The sequence below is a fragment of the Streptomyces bullii genome (assembly GCF_042657145.1).
Taxonomy (GTDB): domain Bacteria; phylum Actinomycetota; class Actinomycetes; order Streptomycetales; family Streptomycetaceae; genus Streptomyces; species Streptomyces bullii.
In genome coordinates, this window is sequence record NZ_JBHSNY010000001.1 from 63,142 (window position 1) to 78,903 (window position 15,762).

A 15,762-nucleotide genomic window follows, 5' to 3' on the forward strand; every position below is an offset into this window, starting at 1 on the left:
GTCCGGTCCGGACCCTAGGGCGCCGGGACATGTCCCGGCCGTGCCGTCGCCCGGGCATCCGGCCGGCGTGTGTCCGCGACGCGGTCCGCGACGACTGCGCGCGGCCCGAGGAGGAGGTGGGCCAGGCCGAGTCCCGCGCCGACCACCAGGGCCCCGCCGACAGCGTCGAGCACCCAGTGGTTGGCGGTCGCGACGATCGCGCACAGGGTGCACAGCGGATGCAGCATGCCGAGCGCCTTCATCCACCACCGGGACGCCAGGAGCGCGATCATGACCCCGCACCACAGGGACCAGCCGAAGTGCAGGGACGGCATGGCGGCGTACTGGTTGGTCAGCTCGGTCATCACCCCGTAGTCCGGCCTGGAGAAGTCCTGCACGCCGTTGACGGTGTCGATGAAGCCCAGCCCCGGCATCAGACGCGGAGGGGCCAGCGGATACAGCCAGAAACCCAGCAGCGCCAGAACGGTGGCCAGGCCGAGTGCGGAGCGCGCCCACCGGTAGTCCGCGGGGCGGCGGACGTAGAGCACCGCGAGGATGGCGAGCGGGACGACGAAGTGGAACGACGTGTAGTAGAGGTCGAAGGAGAAACGCAGCCAGTCCACCTTCGCCACGGCGTGGTTGACCGCGTGCTCTATGTCGAGGGACAGCCGCTTCTCCAGTGCGTGGATCCGGTGCCCGTGACGCTCGGCGGTGGCCCGGTCGGCCGTCGCGGCGAGCCGGACCTGCTGGTAGGCGGCGTACGCGACCCGCGTCAGCAGCAGCTCCAGCAGGAGGTTCGGCCGGCTGAGGACGCGGCGTGGGAACGGCAGCAGGGGAACACGCCACAAGCGGGCGGGCACGGGCGCGGCGTACTCGGTCGGTACGGGCGACCGGTAGCACGGCGAGGAGCGGGGCAGGAACGGTACGGCGGTGGCGGCGGCGAGCGCGGCCAGCAGGACGACGTTGTCACGCAGCGGGAGCAGGGCCCCGATGTTCGGCATGATCATCCTGGTCGGCAAGGTCATGACGAGGACGACGGCGACCGGCCACACGTACCGGTCGCAGGCGCGTTCGCCGACCCGGCCGACGACCGCGAGCAGCACCCACAGCAGCTGGTGCTGCCACGCCGTGGGCGACACGACGATCGCTGCGCACCCGGTGACGGCGACCGCGAGCAGCAGCTGTCCGTCACGGGCGTAGCGGACGGCGCGGCGCAGACCGAGCGCGACGACGGCCGCGCCGACCGTGAGGAAGAGCGCGATCTCCAGGGGGCCCGTCAGGCCGAGGCGCAGCAGGGCGCCGTGCAGGGACTGGTTGCCGAGGTCGTCGGCCCGGCCGCCGAGGCCGACGCCCGCCATGTGGTGCACCCAGTAGATGGAGGAGTCGTGCGGCATCGCGGCCCAGGCCAGCGCCGTGCATCCGGCGAACATGGCACCCGCCGACTGCGCGGCCCGGCCGCGGCCGGTGAACCACAGCAGCGGCGCGAAGAGCAGCAGGGTGGGCTGGAGCGCGGCGGCGACGCCGATGAACAGGCCGCCGGTCCTCTGGCCGTGCGCGACGAAGCAGCCCAACAGGACGAACAGCACGGGGATGATGCTGGTCTGGCCCAGGTGGAGGGTGTCGCGCACCGGCAGCGACAGCATCAGCAGACTGATGGCGACCGGCGCGGCCAGCTGGGCGGTACGGCGGCCGACCGGCTGCGGCAGGGCACGGGCGGCGACCAGTCCGAGGGCCGCCACGAGCAGCAGCGTGCCGAAGGTCCAGCCCCAGCCGAGGGCCTGTTCGGCCGACCGGGTGAGCGGCTTGAGCACCAGCCCGCCGAAGGGGGTGCCGGTGAAGCGCGTCGAGTCGTACAGCGACCCGTTGACGTGCAGGACGCCGTTCGGGCCGACCCAGGTCTCCAGGTCCGTCAGCCGCTCTCCCCGCGGGGTGCTCAGCACGACGGCGACCTGTCGTACGCCGAGGACGGAGGCGATCAGCCACAGTCCGAGGCGCGCCACGCGCAGACTCGCCCCGGCCTCACCGACGGCCGTCGGCCCGAACGCCTCCGCCGGTCGCCCGCCGCGTTCCGCATTCGCCACGCCTCGTCGGCCTCCCGCCCCGTTCGTCCCAGCGCGCACCGCCGCGCCGGGGTTCCCTCGGCGAACCCGTGAGTGGCTCGCACCACCCCGGAGTGAGACGCAGGCCACCCCGCTGCTTCACCTGACGCCCGCCTCCATGTGTCCGGACGACGATAGTGCGCAAGCGGTCGAGTTGCCTCTCATCGGCGCGAGAAGGATCACACGGGCTTTCCGGAGAAACCACCCGGCGGCGTGCATACGTGCCTGCGTATCGGCCGTTTAGATGCACTGCGCAACGATCGGCGTACCCCCCGTAAGGGAGCGAACGGCGCCTATCGTCGCTTTTCGGCCCGCCGACAGCGCCGCCGCGCGGACCGCGTCCCTGTCCCCGTCGAAAGGTAGGCGAGCGAAGTCTTGTCGACTGCCGCAGTCGCCGCTCCCCCCTCCCTGAAGAAGACCGGAACCGCGCACTCCCCCGACGCCACCGTCACCGACCCCGCGCTCGTCAGGCGCGCCGTGAAGGCGGCCGCGCTCGGCAACGCCATGGAATGGTTCGACTTCGGTGTCTACAGCTACATCGCGGTCACGCTGGGCAAGGTCTTCTTCCCCTCGGGCAACCCCACGGCCCAGCTGCTGTCCACGTTCGGCGCCTTCGCCGCGGCGTTCCTGGTCCGCCCGCTCGGCGGCATGGTCTTCGGCCCGCTCGGCGACCGCGTCGGCCGCCAGAAGGTCCTGGCGCTGACGATGATCATGATGGCGGTGGGTACGTTCGCCATCGGCCTGATCCCGTCGTACGCGACGATCGGCGTAGGCGCGCCGATTCTGCTGCTGACGGCCCGTCTGGTGCAGGGCTTCTCCACCGGCGGCGAGTACGCGGGCGCGTCCACCTTCATCGCCGAGTACGCCCCCGACAAGCGGCGCGGCTTCCTCGGCAGCTGGCTGGAGTTCGGGACGCTCGCCGGGTACATCGGCGGTGCGGGGCTCGTCACGCTGATGACGGCGCTGCTGTCCTCCGACGACCTGACGTCCTGGGGCTGGCGCATCCCGTTCCTGATCGCGGGCCCGATGGGCATCATCGGGCTGTACCTGCGGATGCGGCTGGAGGAGACCCCGGCGTTCGCGGCGGAGGCCGAGAAGGCGGAGGCCGCGCGGCCGAAGGTGCCGCTGCGGGAGATGGTGGCCGGGCAGTGGAAGGCCCTGCTGCTGTGCGTGGGTCTGGTGCTGGTCTTCAACGTCACCGACTACATGCTGCTGTCGTACATGCCGAGCTACCTGACGAGCGAGCTGCACTACGACGAGACGCACGGCCTGCTGGTCGTCCTCGGCGTGATGGCCCTGATGATGATCGCCCAGCCCTTCGTGGGCGCGCTGACCGACCGGGTCGGCCGCCGACCGGTGATCGCGACGGGCTGTGCCGGTTTCCTCCTCCTGTCCGTCCCGGCCCTGCTGCTGATCCGCGAGGGCAGCGTGTTCGCCGTCGCGCTCGGCATGGGCGCGCTGGGTCTGCTGCTGGTGTGCTTCACGGCGGCGATGCCGTCGGCGCTGCCGGCCCTGTTCCCGACCCGGGTCCGCTACGGCTCCCTGTCGATCGGCTTCAACGTCTCGGTGTCCCTCTTCGGCGGCACGACCCCACTGGTGGTCACGGCGCTGATCGGCGCGACCGGCGACATGATGATGCCCGCGTACTACATGATGGCCGCGGCCGTGATCGGCGGCGTGGCGGTGTGGCGCATGGCGGAGTCGGCGGGCCGGCCGCTGCCGGGCTCGGCACCGGCGGTGGCCGACGCGGAGCGCTGAGCGCGTGGGGCTGAGCGCGTGGGGCCCCGGTTTGGCCGCGTGCGCCGGGTGCCTCGGCGGCCTGTGCGGCTTCCGTTGGGGTTGCCGTGGCGCCTGCGTGTGGGTGGTGGGTCGGGGCCGCGCCGGCGGGGTCCGGCCTCGGTCCGCCGCCCTGCGCCTCACGGGGTGCTGTGCGTGTCCGGCAGCCGCTGCGGGCGGGCCCCCGACCCGTCCCCTTCCCGCCGTGGACGACCGCATCCAGCCGCGGGTGCGCGGAGCCGCCCGGCCGACTCGGTGGGCGTGGGCGGCACCCCGTCGAGCACGCATCACCGCGCACCCTGAGCCACGCAGCGACACACTGGTGGGAAACCCACCCGCGGACGAGAGACTCGCGGCTATATTCGTTAGCACAGCTAGTTAGAAACTCTAACTAGCCTAGGGAAGGCTTAGGTGCATGAGCGAGTCGCAGCTCTGGGACGACGTCGACGACTACTTCACCGCCCACCTGGCGCCGAACGACGACGCGTTGGAGGCCGCCCTGCGCGACAGCGAGGCCGCTGGGCTCCCCGCCATCAGCGTCACGGCGAACCAGGGCAAGCTGCTGCAGATCCTCGCCCAGCTCCAGGGCGCCCGCCACATCCTGGAGATCGGCACGCTCGGCGGTTACAGCACCATCTGGCTGGGCCGCGCCCTCCCGGCCGACGGCCGGCTCATCTCCCTGGAGTACCACCCCAAGCACGCCGAGGTCGCCACCCGCAACATCGCCCGGGCCGGCCTCGACAAGCTGGTCGAGGTGCGGGTCGGCCCGGCGCTGGAGTCGCTGCCCAAGCTCGCCGACGAGAACCCGCCCCCGTTCGACCTGGTCTTCATCGACGCCGACAAGGTCAACAACCCGCACTACGTCGACTGGGCCCTGAAGCTCACCAGCACGGGCAGCCTCATCGTCCTGGACAACGTCGTACGGGGCGGCCGGGTCGTCGACGCCCACAGCGCCGAACCCGACATCCAGGGCACCCGCGCGGCGATCGAACTCATCGCCCGCCACCCGAGGTTGAGCGGCACCGCGATCCAGACGGTCGGCGGCAAGGGCTACGACGGCTTCGCCCTGGCACGCGTGCTGGCGTGACGCCCTCCGCGGCGCCGCACGTCACGCCTCGTGGCAGAAGCCGACGTTCACGCTGCGCGGACCGGTGCGGTCCTGGATGACGATTTCGCCGCTGCCGCCCCGGGGCAGCGGCACGGTGCCGCCGTACGCGACGGACTGGGCGTACTCGCCGATCGTCAGCCGGACCTCGGAGGACGGGTCGGGCTGGGAACCGCGCAGCCAGGTCAGCTGCCAGCCGCCGTCGGGCCCGCACAGGAACTCCAGGTGCACACGGGAGACGAACAGCCAGTCGTCCGGCGTCGCCAGCCGGCACACCGACTTGTCGCGGCCCACCCGCAGCACGGCGCCCGGCTCGCTGGGCGCGTCGGCCATGAGCATGCCGGCCGTGGCGCCCGCGTCCGCCGCGGAGACGGCGGCCATGGTGAGTTCGAGCACGTGCGCTCCTCCTGAGACTCCTGAAGACCGGGAACGGCCTTGCCCGGTGGCCGGGTTGGTCACCGCCGCCGCATGATAAATCGCCCGGCAGTACGGTGTCCGGCACAATGGCCTCATGACCGAGCGAAAGCCACCCGGTGTTCCGTTCGAGTCCTGGGTCGAGAAGCAGATCCGCGACGCCGAGGCGCGCGGTGAGTTCGACCGGCTGCCCGGCGCGGGTGAGCCGCTGCCGGGAGACCTGGAGTCGTCGTACGACGAACTGTGGTGGGTGAAGCGGAAGTTGGCCCGCGAAGGCGTCTCCGTCCTGCCGCCGGCGCTGGCGCTGCGCAAGGAGGCGGAGGACGCGCTCGCCGCAGCGTACGCGGCCCCCTCCGAGCAGGCCGTCAGAAAGGTCCTGACCGACATCAACGGCAGGATCCGCGACATGATGTTCAAGCCGCCGCCCGGCCCCCCGCTGGGCATGAAGCCCTACGACGTCGACGAGGTCGTACGCCAGTGGCGGGAGCGCCGGGCGGCGCGTGGATCACAGGGCGGCTGACTCGGTGCGCCCCGCTCACCGGGCTCACACGCGCAGCAGCCGTTCGGCCAGCTCCCGGTAGTCCCGCAGGGCCAGGCGGAGCTGTTCGGTGTCGGTGCTGGTGGTGGGCTTGCCTCCGCCCGCGTCGGCGGACTGCCACGACCTGCGCAGCGTACGGCGGCGCTGTGTCACGGCGTCCGTGAAGCGGGAGGCGATCTCCTCCAGCGCGTGGTCGGCCTCTTCGACGGCGTCCCGGGGGCGGTCGACGAACTCGGCGACGGCGTGCTGCAACCGCGCGGCGAGCTGGTCGCACTCCTCGTGGGGAAGCAGTTGGGCGCCGGTACTCCCCTGGCCGTCCCGCCGGCCGTCCCTCGCCGGGCTGCCTGCCGTGCCGTCGTCGGCGGCGCTGGTCTCGCCCGCGCCACGGACGTTCCCCACGGCCGGGTCGGCCGTGCCGGGAGTGCTCCCCGTTCCGGTGCCGAGGGCGGTCTCGCCGCGGGCGTCGGGGGTGGTCTGGCCGCGGTCGGCGGAAGTGCCGTCGCCGGGCGGCCGGGTCACGTCGGACATGTGCCTCAACTCTCCTTCGCCTGACGCCGGTGGAACACGGGCAGGTGGCCACGGGCGGCCGGGGTCCTGCGGCCGCCGTTCAGGCCGGCCCCGTGCCGCCCGCCGTCGTGCCGCCCGCCGTCGTGGTGGGCCGGCCGCACCAGTTCCTCGAACAGGGCGCGGGCCTCGACCATGGCCTCGCGCATCTCCTCCGTGCCCGCGCCGCCGTCCTGGTCGCCGCTCACGCGTGCCACGCGGTGGACGCGCCGGTAGCCCTCGACGTGGTGGGCGTGGTGCACGGACAGCGCGGCGAGCTGCTCCTCGTAGTGCCCGCCGTCCGGGAAGCCCCGGGCTCCGGCCAGCTCGGCGAGGAGCCGGTCCGCCTCGGCGACCGCTTCCCGCGGCGAGTCGACGAACCGCTCCTGGGCGGCCGTCCAGCGCGCCTCGAACTGCTCGCGCTCGGCGGGCTCCAGAGGCCGCTCGCGCAGGTCGCCGTGGCGCTCCACGCGTTCGGCGAGCTCGCGCTCGGCTGCCTTGGCGTCCCCGTCGTGCCGGGCGACGGCCCGGTCGTACTCGGGCCCGAAGCGCCGCTTGAGGCTCATACCGCGCTGTGGTCCGCGGGAGCGCAGGGTCAGGACGGCCGCGACGAGGACGACGGCCGCCACGATCACGATCAGAGCGATGATCACGCCTGTGGACATGAATGCCTTCCGGGTTCTCGACCCAGCCGGCTCCTGTCGAGCCGGCCCGCCGACCGGGTAGCCCCGCGAACAGCCCTCAAACGGCGCGCCGGCGCGGGAGCCCCTCCCGGGCCCAGGCATCCCCCACGGCAGCCACACGCCACGTCAGGCCCGCCTGCGGTGGCCTGCGTGCCTGGGGGACGCTTGCGGTGGCATGTGCCGCGGGGGGTGGGGATGCCCCAGCCGCGCAGCCAGCCCAGGCACACCCCACCAACCCGCACAGGCCGCCGCGGACATCCCCGCCCCCCCCCCGCAGACCTCAACCCGCCCGCACCACGCCCCGCTCCTCCCCGGGCCGCTCACGCTCCGACCCGCACAGGTCCCTGTTCAGCTCCTTCACCAGCCGCACCAGATCGGTCGGCCTCCCCGGCCCCCACCAGTCGCCGAGCAGTTCCGCCAGGGACTCCTCCCGCGCCTGCGCCAGCCGCTCCGCGACCTGCCGCCCCTGCTCCGTCAGCACGAGGTCCAGCCCCTGCCGGACCGCGAGCTGCCGCTCCTCCACCTGCCGTGCGGCGTCCATGATCACGGTCAGCGGAACAGGAGCGCGCTCGGCGAGCACCGCCGGCTCCACCGAGCCGTACTTCCTGATCCGCAGCAGCAGCCAGCTCGCCCCCGGCAGCAGGTCGTAACCCGCCCGTGCGGTGATCTTCTGGTAGATCTCCCGTCGCCCCTCCCGCGTCCCGAGCACCGACAGCGCCCGGCACGCCTCGTCGTACGACGACCGCTCGACCGGATTGCTGGCGAACGTCTCCGTGCCGTCGGGCGCGGTGACGGATCCCCGCAGCCGGTCCTCCCTGAGGAACCAGGCCAGCACGAACGCGAGGAGCGCGACGGGAGCCGCGTACAGGAAGACGTCCGTGATGGCCGACGCGTACGCGTCCACCGCCGCCGGACGCAGTGCGGGCGGCAGCGCCGCGATGCCGCGCGGGTCCGCCTCGATCGTGTCCGCCGAGACACCGCCCGGCAACCGCGCACCCCGCAACGCCTCCGTCAGCTTGTCGCCCAGCCGGTTCGCGAAGATCGTGCCGAAGACGGCGACGCCGAACGACGCGCCGATCGAGCGGAAGAAGGTCGCGCCGGACGTGGCGACGCCCAGGTCCTCGTACGCGACGGCGTTCTGCACGATGAGCACCAGCACCTGCATCACCAGGCCCAGCCCCAGCCCGAACACGAAGAAGAAGCCGCTCATCTCGGCGGTGGAGCTGCCCTGGTCCAGCCGGTGGAGCAGGAGCAGGCCGACCGTGGTCACGGCGGTGCCCGCGATCGGGAACACCTTCCAGCGGCCGGTACGGCTGACGATCTGTCCGGAGACGGTCGAGGACAGCAGCAGACCGAACACCATCGGCAGCATGTGCACACCGGACATGGTCGGGGAGACGCCCTGCACGACCTGGAGGAACGTCGGCAGGTACGTCATCGCGCCGAACATGGCGAAGCCGACCACGAAGCTGATGACCGCGGAGAGGGTGAACGTACGGATCCGGAACAGCTTCAGCGGCAGCACGGGTTCCGCGGCCCGCCGCTCCACGGCCACGAAGACGACGGCCAGCACGACGCCCAGCACCGCCAGCCCGACGATCTGCGGCGATCCCCAGCCCCACGTCGTCCCGCCGAGCGAGGCGACCAGCACCAGGCAGGTGGCGACCGAGGCGATGAGGAAGGTGCCGAGGTAGTCGATGACGTGCGGCATGCGCTTGCGCGGGATGTGCAGCACCGCCGCGATCACCGCGAGCGCGACGACGCCGACCGGCAGGTTGACGTAGAACACCCACCGCCAGCTCAGATGCTCGGTGAACAGCCCGCCGAGCAGCGGCCCGAGCACGCTGGCCGCCCCGAACACGGCGCCGAACAGACCCTGGTAGCGCCCCCGCTCCCGAGGCGAGACGATGTCGCCGACGATCGCCATCGACAGCACCATCAGCCCGCCGCCGCCCAGGCCCTGCACCGCCCGGAACGCGATCAGCTGGGTCATGTCCTGCGCCATGCCGCACAGCGCTGAGCCGACCAGGAAGAGCAGGATCGCGGTCTGGAACAGCTTCTTGCGCCCGTACTGATCGCCGAGCTTGCCCCACAGCGGGGTCGCGGCGGTCGAGGCCAGCAGGTACGCGGTGACCACCCAGGACAGGTGCTCCATACCGCCGAGTTCGCTGACGATGGTGGGCAGCGCGGTCGCCACGATGGTCTGGTCGAGGGCGGCGAGCAGCATGCCGAGGAGCAGCGCGGCGATCGAGACGAGGACGTTTCCGGGCACGTGCTCGTCGTGCCGTTCGGGCTGCGGTCGCGGGGCGTGGTCCGCCGTTCCCGTCCTACCGTGCACATCCCCGGTCATGCAGACCTCCCGAGGGTCTCGCGACACCATCCCATGGTGAAGGGTGTGACCCGTTATGGCCTGTTGAGTCCACTTGGAATTCGGCATTCCGGGGGCTTCCGGGCGACGGTGTGAAGGAGCTCTGCATAATCTCTGGAGTTCGCGAGGGGGAGTTACGCGAGGGGAGGGAAACGCGTGGAACAGCCCAAGGGCCACCCGTGTCCGGAGTGCGGTGCACCCAGAGAGCCGGACAACACGCCCTCCTGCACCTGCGCCGAGCGCGCCGCCGAGGCTCTGCGCGAGACGCGTACGGCGGAGGCGGCCGCCGCGGAGGACTTCGATCCGCTGCGCATCCGGCCGTACGTCGCACTGGACGCCGGCCCGCAGGACGGCGCGGGCGGTACCGCCGCGGCCGGGAGGACGATGCCCCTGCCCACCGCCACGCCCGCGGCGCGTCCCGCCGCCGCGGCACCCGCCACGCCTGAGGCGCACCCCGCCCCGGCGGCACCCGCCACCCCGGACGCGACAGCGGTCCTTCCGGCCGCGTCCACGGCCACCTCCTCGGCTGCCCCCTCGGCCGCATCCACGACCCCGCCGACCGGGGGCCCGGCACGGGACTTCGCCGGGCCGGGCCCGTACGAGACCGGCGAACAGCCACCACGCCGTCGCCGCGCCGCGTCCGTGGTCGCCGTCGCGGGGGCGCTCGTCGCGGTGGTCACGGCGGCCGGGTACGCGAGCGGGCTGTTCGCGTACGAGTCGCCGTCCCGGGACACAGCCCTGCCGGACGACGTACGGGCCAGCGTCCCGGACGACGCCTCGGCGGGCGCACCGTCGACGGAACCGGCCCCGGCCACGCCGTCCGCACGCCCCGGCAGCGCCGCGCCCGCGCGGCCGCCGGCCTCCAGCGCGAGCCCGTCGCCCTCGCCGTCCCCGTCGGTGACCAGCGCGTCGCCGAGCCCGACGCAGCCGTCCGGGCCCGCGTCGCCGGCCCCGACGGCCTCCGGTGCGAACGGCTCCATGCAGGCGCCCGACGACGACGCCGAGAGGTCCGCCCCGGTCCTGCGGCGCGGCGACCAGGGCCCCGAGGTCACCGAACTCCAGCTACGCCTGCGCCAGCTGTACCTCTACAACGGCCCGGCCGACGGCCACTTCAGCAGCCAGGTCGAGGACGCGGTGCGGACCTACCAGTGGTCACGGGGTGTCTCCTCCGACGAGCTGGGGGTGTACGGCCGGGAAACACGGACGAAGCTGGAGTCGGAGACGAAGGAGCCGTAGCCGGTGTTCGGCCTTCCGACTTCCGTCGTCCGTGTTCCGTCGTCCGTGTTCCGGCGTCCCTGTTCCGGCGTCCCTGTTCCGACTTCCGTGGTTCGACTTCCGTGGTTCGACTTCCGGCTTCCGTCTTCGAAGATGCCTGCGGCGGCCTGCGCGGCTTCGGTGGGGCTTGTTGTAGCGCCTGCTCGTGCGTCGTGGGTCGGAGCCGCGCCGGGGGGTATCCATCCTCGGTCTGCCGCACGGTCATTTACAGCGGCTGCTCTGCGGTTCCGGCAGCCGCAGCGGGCGGACACCCCCCGACACGTCCCCTCCCCGCGGTGCGCGACTGCGGCCGCGCGTGAGCCCAGCTGCGGGCGGGCGAGCCGCCAGCTGCGGGCAGTCGCGCCTCCCTCAGTGTTTCAACGGCCTGGGGGGACAGCCACGGCGGCACGGGGTGAGCGCAGCGGCACCCCGTCGCGCCGGGCCGCGCAGTCCCCCGCCCCCAGCGCAACGCACGCCGTCGAGGCGCCACCACCCAGGCGGTCGGGGTGCTGCACGCTCGGTCACGGACCAACGCCGCGCACCCGACAACCGGCCGCACCGACCAGCCCAGCGCCCGCCCCGGGCCCTCACCCCACGTACAGCCGAACCGTCCCGTCCCCGAGAACCTCCAGCCGTACCTCCGTGAGATCCCGCACCACCACATCGGGCTCATGGGCCCCGGCCCGCGGCCCGACCCCCACCACCCTCATCCCAGCGGCACGCCCCGCGGCGATCCCGGCCCCGGAGTCCTCGAACACCACACAGTCCGCCGGCGCCACTCCCAACTCGGCGGCTCCCTTCAAGAACCCTTCAGGATCGGGCTTGCTCGCGCCGACCGACTCCGCGGTCACCCGCACCTCGGGCATCTCCAGCCCGGCCGCGGCCATCCGCGCCGTGGACAGCGCGACGTCCGCCGAGGTCACCAGCGCATGCGGCACCTGCGGGACCTGCACCGCCCCCACCGGCCCCCCGCGCAGCGCGGCGAGAAGCTCCCGGGCCCCGGGGATCGCGACGACCCCCTCGGTGTCCGCGGTCTCCTCCGCGAGCAGCCGTGCGTTGTCCGCGTAGTTCTGCTCCATCGGCCGGTCGGGCAGCAGCAGCGCCATCGAGGCGTAGCCCTGCCGCCCGTGGACGACCTTCATGACCTCGTCGCCGTCGAGTCCGTGCCGCTCCGCCCAGCGGCGCCAGACGCGTTCGACCGAGGCGTCGGAGTTGACGAGGGTGCCGTCCATGTCCAGCAGGAGGGCGCGGGCGGTGAGCACGGCGGTGGCCGTCATCGGCAGCTCCAAGGCTCAGATGCGCGAAAGGGCCCCCGGGCCCCGGAAGGACAAGGCGGCCCCGCCCGCCGGTCAGGGAAAACGGGCGGGAGCCACTTTGTTCCTCCACGGTACAAAACAATCCCGGCATCCCGCCACCGTCTTCTCCAACTCTTCACCGGCCGTTCAGTCGCAGACCGGCACAGACCGCCCCGGACCGACTCGGCCGACGCGCGGCGACCGTCCGCGCCGACAGCGAACAGCCGGTCGCGGCCGACCCGGCCGGCCAGGGTCACCCGGACACCGCCTCCCACAGGCTCCACACGCCGAGCGCCAGCATCACCAGCGCCGCGATCTGCGTGATCAACCGCAGCGGCACCCGCTTCATCAGGGCCTTCCCGCCGACGATGCCGAGCCCGGCCACCGCCCACAGCGCCAGTACCGCGCCCAGTCCGACCGAGAGGGGATCGTCGTACCGCGCCGCGAGGTTCGCCGTCATGATCTGGGTCAGGTCGCCGAACTCGGCGACCAGGATGAGCATGAACCCGGACCCGGCGACCTTCCAGAAGGACTGGTTCTCCGGCTTGCGGATCTCCTCCTCGCCCTCGCCCTTCTTCATCAGCAGCATCGCCGCCCCGCCCAGGAACAGCACACCGGTGAGCGCGTGCACGATCTGCTGCGGCAGCAGCGTCAGCACGCTGCCTGCCGCGACGGCGAGCGCGACATGCAGGGCGAAGGCCGCGGCGACGCCGGCGAAGACGTAGGAGGCGCGGTAGCGGGTGCCGAGGACGAGGCCGGCGAGTGCGGTCTTGTCCGGCAGTTCGGCGAGGAAGACGACGCCGAAGGCGACGGCGGTCACGGTCAGGCTGATCAAGGTTCCTCAATCGGTCGGGGCTGCCCCACCGAGAGTGTGCTTGCTGTACGCGGACACCTCGGCACGGCAGCGCACACGGGCACCCGTGCCGTGGGGCACGGGCGTGCACTGCTTGCCGAAGGTCTCGCTGGCCAGACCGCCGTACGCGTGATCCGTACGGGCTCCGGCTCCGGGCGCCGGCTCAGCGGGCTGAGCAGTATGTCGACGGTCCGGCGAGGAGCTACTCCCCTTCTGCGCGTCCCATCGTACGCGACGCGCATCCGGCAGAAAGTTCGACCGTGAAGCTTGTCGTGTCATGTACACGTCATTAACTTCTTACCGAACGCACACCTCCCCGCAACACGGTGCGGCGAGCATTCCCACGCTCGCAGCTCAACGCCCCCACCCCACAAGGGAGTTCGCATGCCGAAGTTCTACGCGCGTCGACGGCTCAGCATACTCGCGGCGCTCACCGGGCTCATAGCCTGCGTCGGGCTCTTCAACGGCCCGACCGCCTCCGCCGCCCTCCCCACCCCGGTCAGCGGCTCCACCGCGCGCGGCTACCTGGCCACGCTCACCGTGGCCACCGAGGACCGCACCGGCTACAACCGTGACCTCTTCCCGCACTGGATCACCCAGTCCGGCACCTGCAACACCCGCGAGGTCGTCCTCAAGCGCGACGGCACGAACGTCGTCCAGGACTCCTCCTGCGCCGCCGTCGGCGGCAGCTGGTACTCCCCGTACGACGGTGCGACCTGGAGCGCCGCCTCCGACGTCGACATCGACCACCTGGTCCCGCTCGCCGAGGCCTGGGACTCCGGCGCCGACAGCTGGACCACCTCCCGCCGCCAGGCCTTCGCCAACGACCTCACCCGCCCCCAGCTCATCGCGGTGACCGACAACGTCAACCAGGCCAAGGGCGACCAGGACCCGGCCACCTGGATGCCCTCGCGCACGGCCTACCGCTGCACGTACGTCCGCGCCTGGGTCCAGGTGAAGTACTACTACGACCTCTCGGTCGACCCGGCCGAGAAGTCCGCGCTGCAGAACTACCTCGCGAGCTGCTGACACGCGCGTTTTCGTGTCGGGGCCTCCCCGCCGACCTCCGTCGTTCCGTACCGTACGGGGCGACGGAGAGGGGAACGCCATGGCCGGACTGCGCCTCGGACCACTGCTGAGATACACCGACGGCTCGTCCGCGACCGTGTGGGTCGAGGCGAGCCGTCCGTGCACCGCCGAGGTGCGCTGTGCCGACGGCGCCGGCGGCACGGCCCGCACCTTCCAGATCGCGGGCCACCACTACGCGCTGATCCCGGTGACCGGTCTGACGGCCGGTACGACGACGACGTACGAGGTCCTCCTCGACGGCACCCGGGTGTGGCCGCTGCCCGACTCCCCCTTCCCGCCGTCGGCGATCCACGCGCCGGGCCCCGACGGCGGACTGCGCGTCGCCTTCGGCTCCTGCCGCTGGGCCGCCCCTCCGGCCGGCGGGCACGACCCGGTCGGCCCCGACGCCCTGGACGCGCTGGCCATCCGCCTCGCGGCCGATCCGGAAGGTGAGCGGCCGCACGTTCTGCTGCTGCTCGGCGACCAGGTGTACGCCGACGAGACCTCCGACAGCACCCAGCGCTGGCTGGCGGCCCGCCGCGATCTGAAGGACCCCCCGGGCAGCGGGGTCGCGGACTACGAGGAATACACGCACCTCTACTACGAGTCGTGGCTCGACGCGCGCATCCGCTGGCTGCTGTCCACCGTGCCCAGTTGCATGATCTTCGACGACCACGACGTCATCGACGACTGGAACACCTCCGCCGCCTGGCTCGCCGACATGCGGGCCACCGACTGGTGGCGGGAGCGGCTGCTGAGCGGCCTGATGTCGTACTGGGTCCACCAGCACCTGGGCAACCTCTCGCCCGACGAGCTCGCGGCCGACCCGGTGTACGAGGCGGTCCGCGCGGTCCCCGACGGCACGGATGTGCTGCGCACCTTCGCCGCGCGGGCGGACGCCGACCCGACCACGGCGCGCTGGAGCTACCGGCGCGACTTCGGGCGGGTACGGCTGGTGATGGTGGACAGCCGGGCGGCCCGCGTCCTCGACGAGGGCCGCCGCGCGATGCTCGCCCCGGCTGAGGACGCCTGGCTGCGCGAGCAGGTGCTGGGCTCGCCGGGGTCCTACGACCACCTTCTCGTCGGCACCTCCCTGCCCTGGCTGCTGCCGCATCTGGTGCACGACGCGGAGGGGTGGAACGCGGCGCTGTGCCGCGGGGAGCGGGGCGCCCGCTGGGCGCGGCTCGGGGAGAAGGTGCGGCGGGGGGCCGATCTCGAACACTGGTCGGCGTTCCCCGAATCGTTCGCCGGGCTGGCGGACCTGATCGCCGAGGCCGGATCGGGGCGGGACGCGCCGGCGACGGTGTGCGTGCTGTCGGGGGACGTGCACCACGCCTACGTCGCCGAGCCGTCCTGGCCCGGCCGCGGACTGGACGCCCGGGTCGTCCAGTTGGTCTGCTCCCCCGTCCACAACTCCGTCCCGCTGTCGATCCGCCTGGCCTTCCGCGTCGGCTGGAACGCGGTGGCCCGGACGATCGGCCGCTGCCTCGCCCGGCACGGCCGCCTGTCCCGCCCGCCGATCCGTTGGCGCAAGACGGGCGGCCCCTGGTTCGGCAACCAGCTCATGACCCTGACGCTGCGGGGCCGTTCGGCCCGGCTGCGCCTGGAACAGGCACGGGCCCGGGAGGGAGCAGGCCCGCACCTGACGGCGCTGCTGGACTCCGAGCTTGCCCCCTAACCCACCCGTTCCGCCCGTTTGCTGTCACCGTGCCCCCGATGCTCGTGACGCATCCCACAGCGAGCGTCAATCCTTCCCCACGGCCTCGGTTTACCGCTCTCCGCGACGG

At 72.6% G+C, this 15,762-nt stretch carries 13 protein-coding genes; 6 read left to right on the plus strand and 7 right to left on the minus strand.

Features of this window, described 5'->3' with window-relative positions:
• Positions 1 to 14: 14 nt before the first annotated feature.
• Entirely contained in the window at positions 15 to 2,060 is a 2,046-nt protein-coding gene (locus tag ACFPZJ_RS00330) for a bifunctional glycosyltransferase 87/phosphatase PAP2 family protein (protein WP_381015537.1), read from the minus strand.
• A gap of 393 nt (positions 2,061 to 2,453) precedes the next feature.
• Here ACFPZJ_RS00330 and proP point away from each other — a divergent pair, with 393 nt between their 5' ends.
• Complete coding sequence (gene proP, locus ACFPZJ_RS00335; protein ID WP_381015539.1) at positions 2,454 to 3,836, plus strand: glycine betaine/L-proline transporter ProP; 1,383 nt, start codon at positions 2,454 to 2,456, stop codon at positions 3,834 to 3,836.
• Positions 3,837 to 4,269: 433 nt separating this feature from the next.
• Positions 4,270 to 4,941 (plus strand): O-methyltransferase, encoded by a 672-nt coding sequence (locus tag ACFPZJ_RS00340; RefSeq protein WP_381015542.1) that lies wholly within the window; start codon positions 4,270 to 4,272, stop codon positions 4,939 to 4,941.
• 21 nt (positions 4,942 to 4,962) lie between these two features.
• On the opposite strand, the gene ACFPZJ_RS00345 is transcribed toward ACFPZJ_RS00340, so the two are convergent.
• Entirely contained in the window at positions 4,963 to 5,355 is a 393-nt protein-coding gene (locus tag ACFPZJ_RS00345; RefSeq protein WP_381015544.1) for a hypothetical protein, read from the minus strand.
• 115 nt (positions 5,356 to 5,470) lie between these two features.
• Here ACFPZJ_RS00345 and ACFPZJ_RS00350 point away from each other — a divergent pair, with 115 nt between their 5' ends.
• Positions 5,471 to 5,893: a DnaJ family domain-containing protein gene (locus tag ACFPZJ_RS00350; RefSeq protein WP_381015546.1), complete on the plus strand. Its 423-nt coding sequence runs from the start codon at positions 5,471 to 5,473 to the stop codon at positions 5,891 to 5,893.
• A gap of 24 nt (positions 5,894 to 5,917) precedes the next feature.
• Here ACFPZJ_RS00350 and ACFPZJ_RS00355 read toward each other — a convergent pair whose 3' ends face one another.
• The 3 genes from ACFPZJ_RS00355 to ACFPZJ_RS00365 form a co-directional block, all read right to left on the minus strand.
• Positions 5,918 to 6,439 (minus strand): hypothetical protein, encoded by a 522-nt coding sequence (locus tag ACFPZJ_RS00355; RefSeq protein WP_381015548.1) that lies wholly within the window; start codon positions 6,437 to 6,439, stop codon positions 5,918 to 5,920.
• Positions 6,440 to 6,444: 5 nt separating this feature from the next.
• Positions 6,445 to 7,119 carry a hypothetical protein gene (locus ACFPZJ_RS00360; RefSeq protein WP_381015550.1) on the minus strand — a complete coding sequence of 225 codons (675 nt, stop codon included), beginning with the start codon at positions 7,117 to 7,119 and terminating at the stop codon, positions 6,445 to 6,447.
• Between the two features lie 298 nt (positions 7,120 to 7,417).
• Complete coding sequence (locus tag ACFPZJ_RS00365; RefSeq protein WP_381015553.1) at positions 7,418 to 9,487, minus strand: DHA2 family efflux MFS transporter permease subunit; 2,070 nt, start codon at positions 9,485 to 9,487, stop codon at positions 7,418 to 7,420.
• A gap of 174 nt (positions 9,488 to 9,661) precedes the next feature.
• On the opposite strand from ACFPZJ_RS00365, the gene ACFPZJ_RS00370 reads away from it, so the two are divergent.
• A complete protein-coding gene (locus tag ACFPZJ_RS00370) occupies positions 9,662 to 10,741 on the plus strand; it encodes a peptidoglycan-binding domain-containing protein (RefSeq protein ID WP_381015556.1) in 1,080 nt (359 codons plus the stop codon).
• A gap of 605 nt (positions 10,742 to 11,346) precedes the next feature.
• Here the strand turns inward: ACFPZJ_RS00370 and ACFPZJ_RS00375 are convergent.
• Positions 11,347 to 12,036 carry an HAD-IA family hydrolase gene (locus ACFPZJ_RS00375; RefSeq protein WP_381015559.1) on the minus strand — a complete coding sequence of 230 codons (690 nt, stop codon included), beginning with the start codon at positions 12,034 to 12,036 and terminating at the stop codon, positions 11,347 to 11,349.
• A 271-nt stretch (positions 12,037 to 12,307) separates the two neighbouring features.
• Positions 12,308 to 12,889 (minus strand): TMEM165/GDT1 family protein, encoded by a 582-nt coding sequence (locus ACFPZJ_RS00380; RefSeq protein ID WP_381015562.1) that lies wholly within the window; start codon positions 12,887 to 12,889, stop codon positions 12,308 to 12,310.
• Between the two features lie 402 nt (positions 12,890 to 13,291).
• Between ACFPZJ_RS00380 and ACFPZJ_RS00385 the strand changes: the two genes are divergently transcribed.
• Positions 13,292 to 13,936, plus strand: coding sequence for an HNH endonuclease family protein (locus tag ACFPZJ_RS00385; protein ID WP_381015565.1), 645 nt, complete (start codon positions 13,292 to 13,294; stop codon positions 13,934 to 13,936).
• A 79-nt stretch (positions 13,937 to 14,015) separates the two neighbouring features.
• On the plus strand, positions 14,016 to 15,653 hold the full coding sequence (locus tag ACFPZJ_RS00390; RefSeq protein ID WP_381015568.1) for an alkaline phosphatase D family protein: 1,638 nt from the start codon (positions 14,016 to 14,018) through the stop codon (positions 15,651 to 15,653).
• Positions 15,654 to 15,762 lie beyond the last annotated feature (109 nt).

Bases quoted from the DNA above. Each gene is read 5' to 3' on its own strand.
- ACFPZJ_RS00355 (WP_381015548.1), bottom strand. From the start codon at position 6,439: ATGTCCGACGTGACCCGGCCGCCCGGCGACGGCACTTCCGCCGACCGC.
- ACFPZJ_RS00390 (WP_381015568.1), top strand. From the start codon at position 14,016: ATGGCCGGACTGCGCCTCGGACCACTGCTGAGATACACCGACGGCTCG.
- ACFPZJ_RS00365 (WP_381015553.1), bottom strand. From the start codon at position 9,487: ATGACCGGGGATGTGCACGGTAGGACGGGAACGGCGGACCACGCCCCG.
- ACFPZJ_RS00350 (WP_381015546.1), top strand. From the start codon at position 5,471: ATGACCGAGCGAAAGCCACCCGGTGTTCCGTTCGAGTCCTGGGTCGAG.
- ACFPZJ_RS00340 (WP_381015542.1), top strand. From the start codon at position 4,270: ATGAGCGAGTCGCAGCTCTGGGACGACGTCGACGACTACTTCACCGCC.
- ACFPZJ_RS00360 (WP_381015550.1), bottom strand. From the start codon at position 7,119: ATGTCCACAGGCGTGATCATCGCTCTGATCGTGATCGTGGCGGCCGTC.
- ACFPZJ_RS00375 (WP_381015559.1), bottom strand. From the start codon at position 12,036: ATGACGGCCACCGCCGTGCTCACCGCCCGCGCCCTCCTGCTGGACATG.
- ACFPZJ_RS00385 (WP_381015565.1), top strand. From the start codon at position 13,292: ATGCCGAAGTTCTACGCGCGTCGACGGCTCAGCATACTCGCGGCGCTC.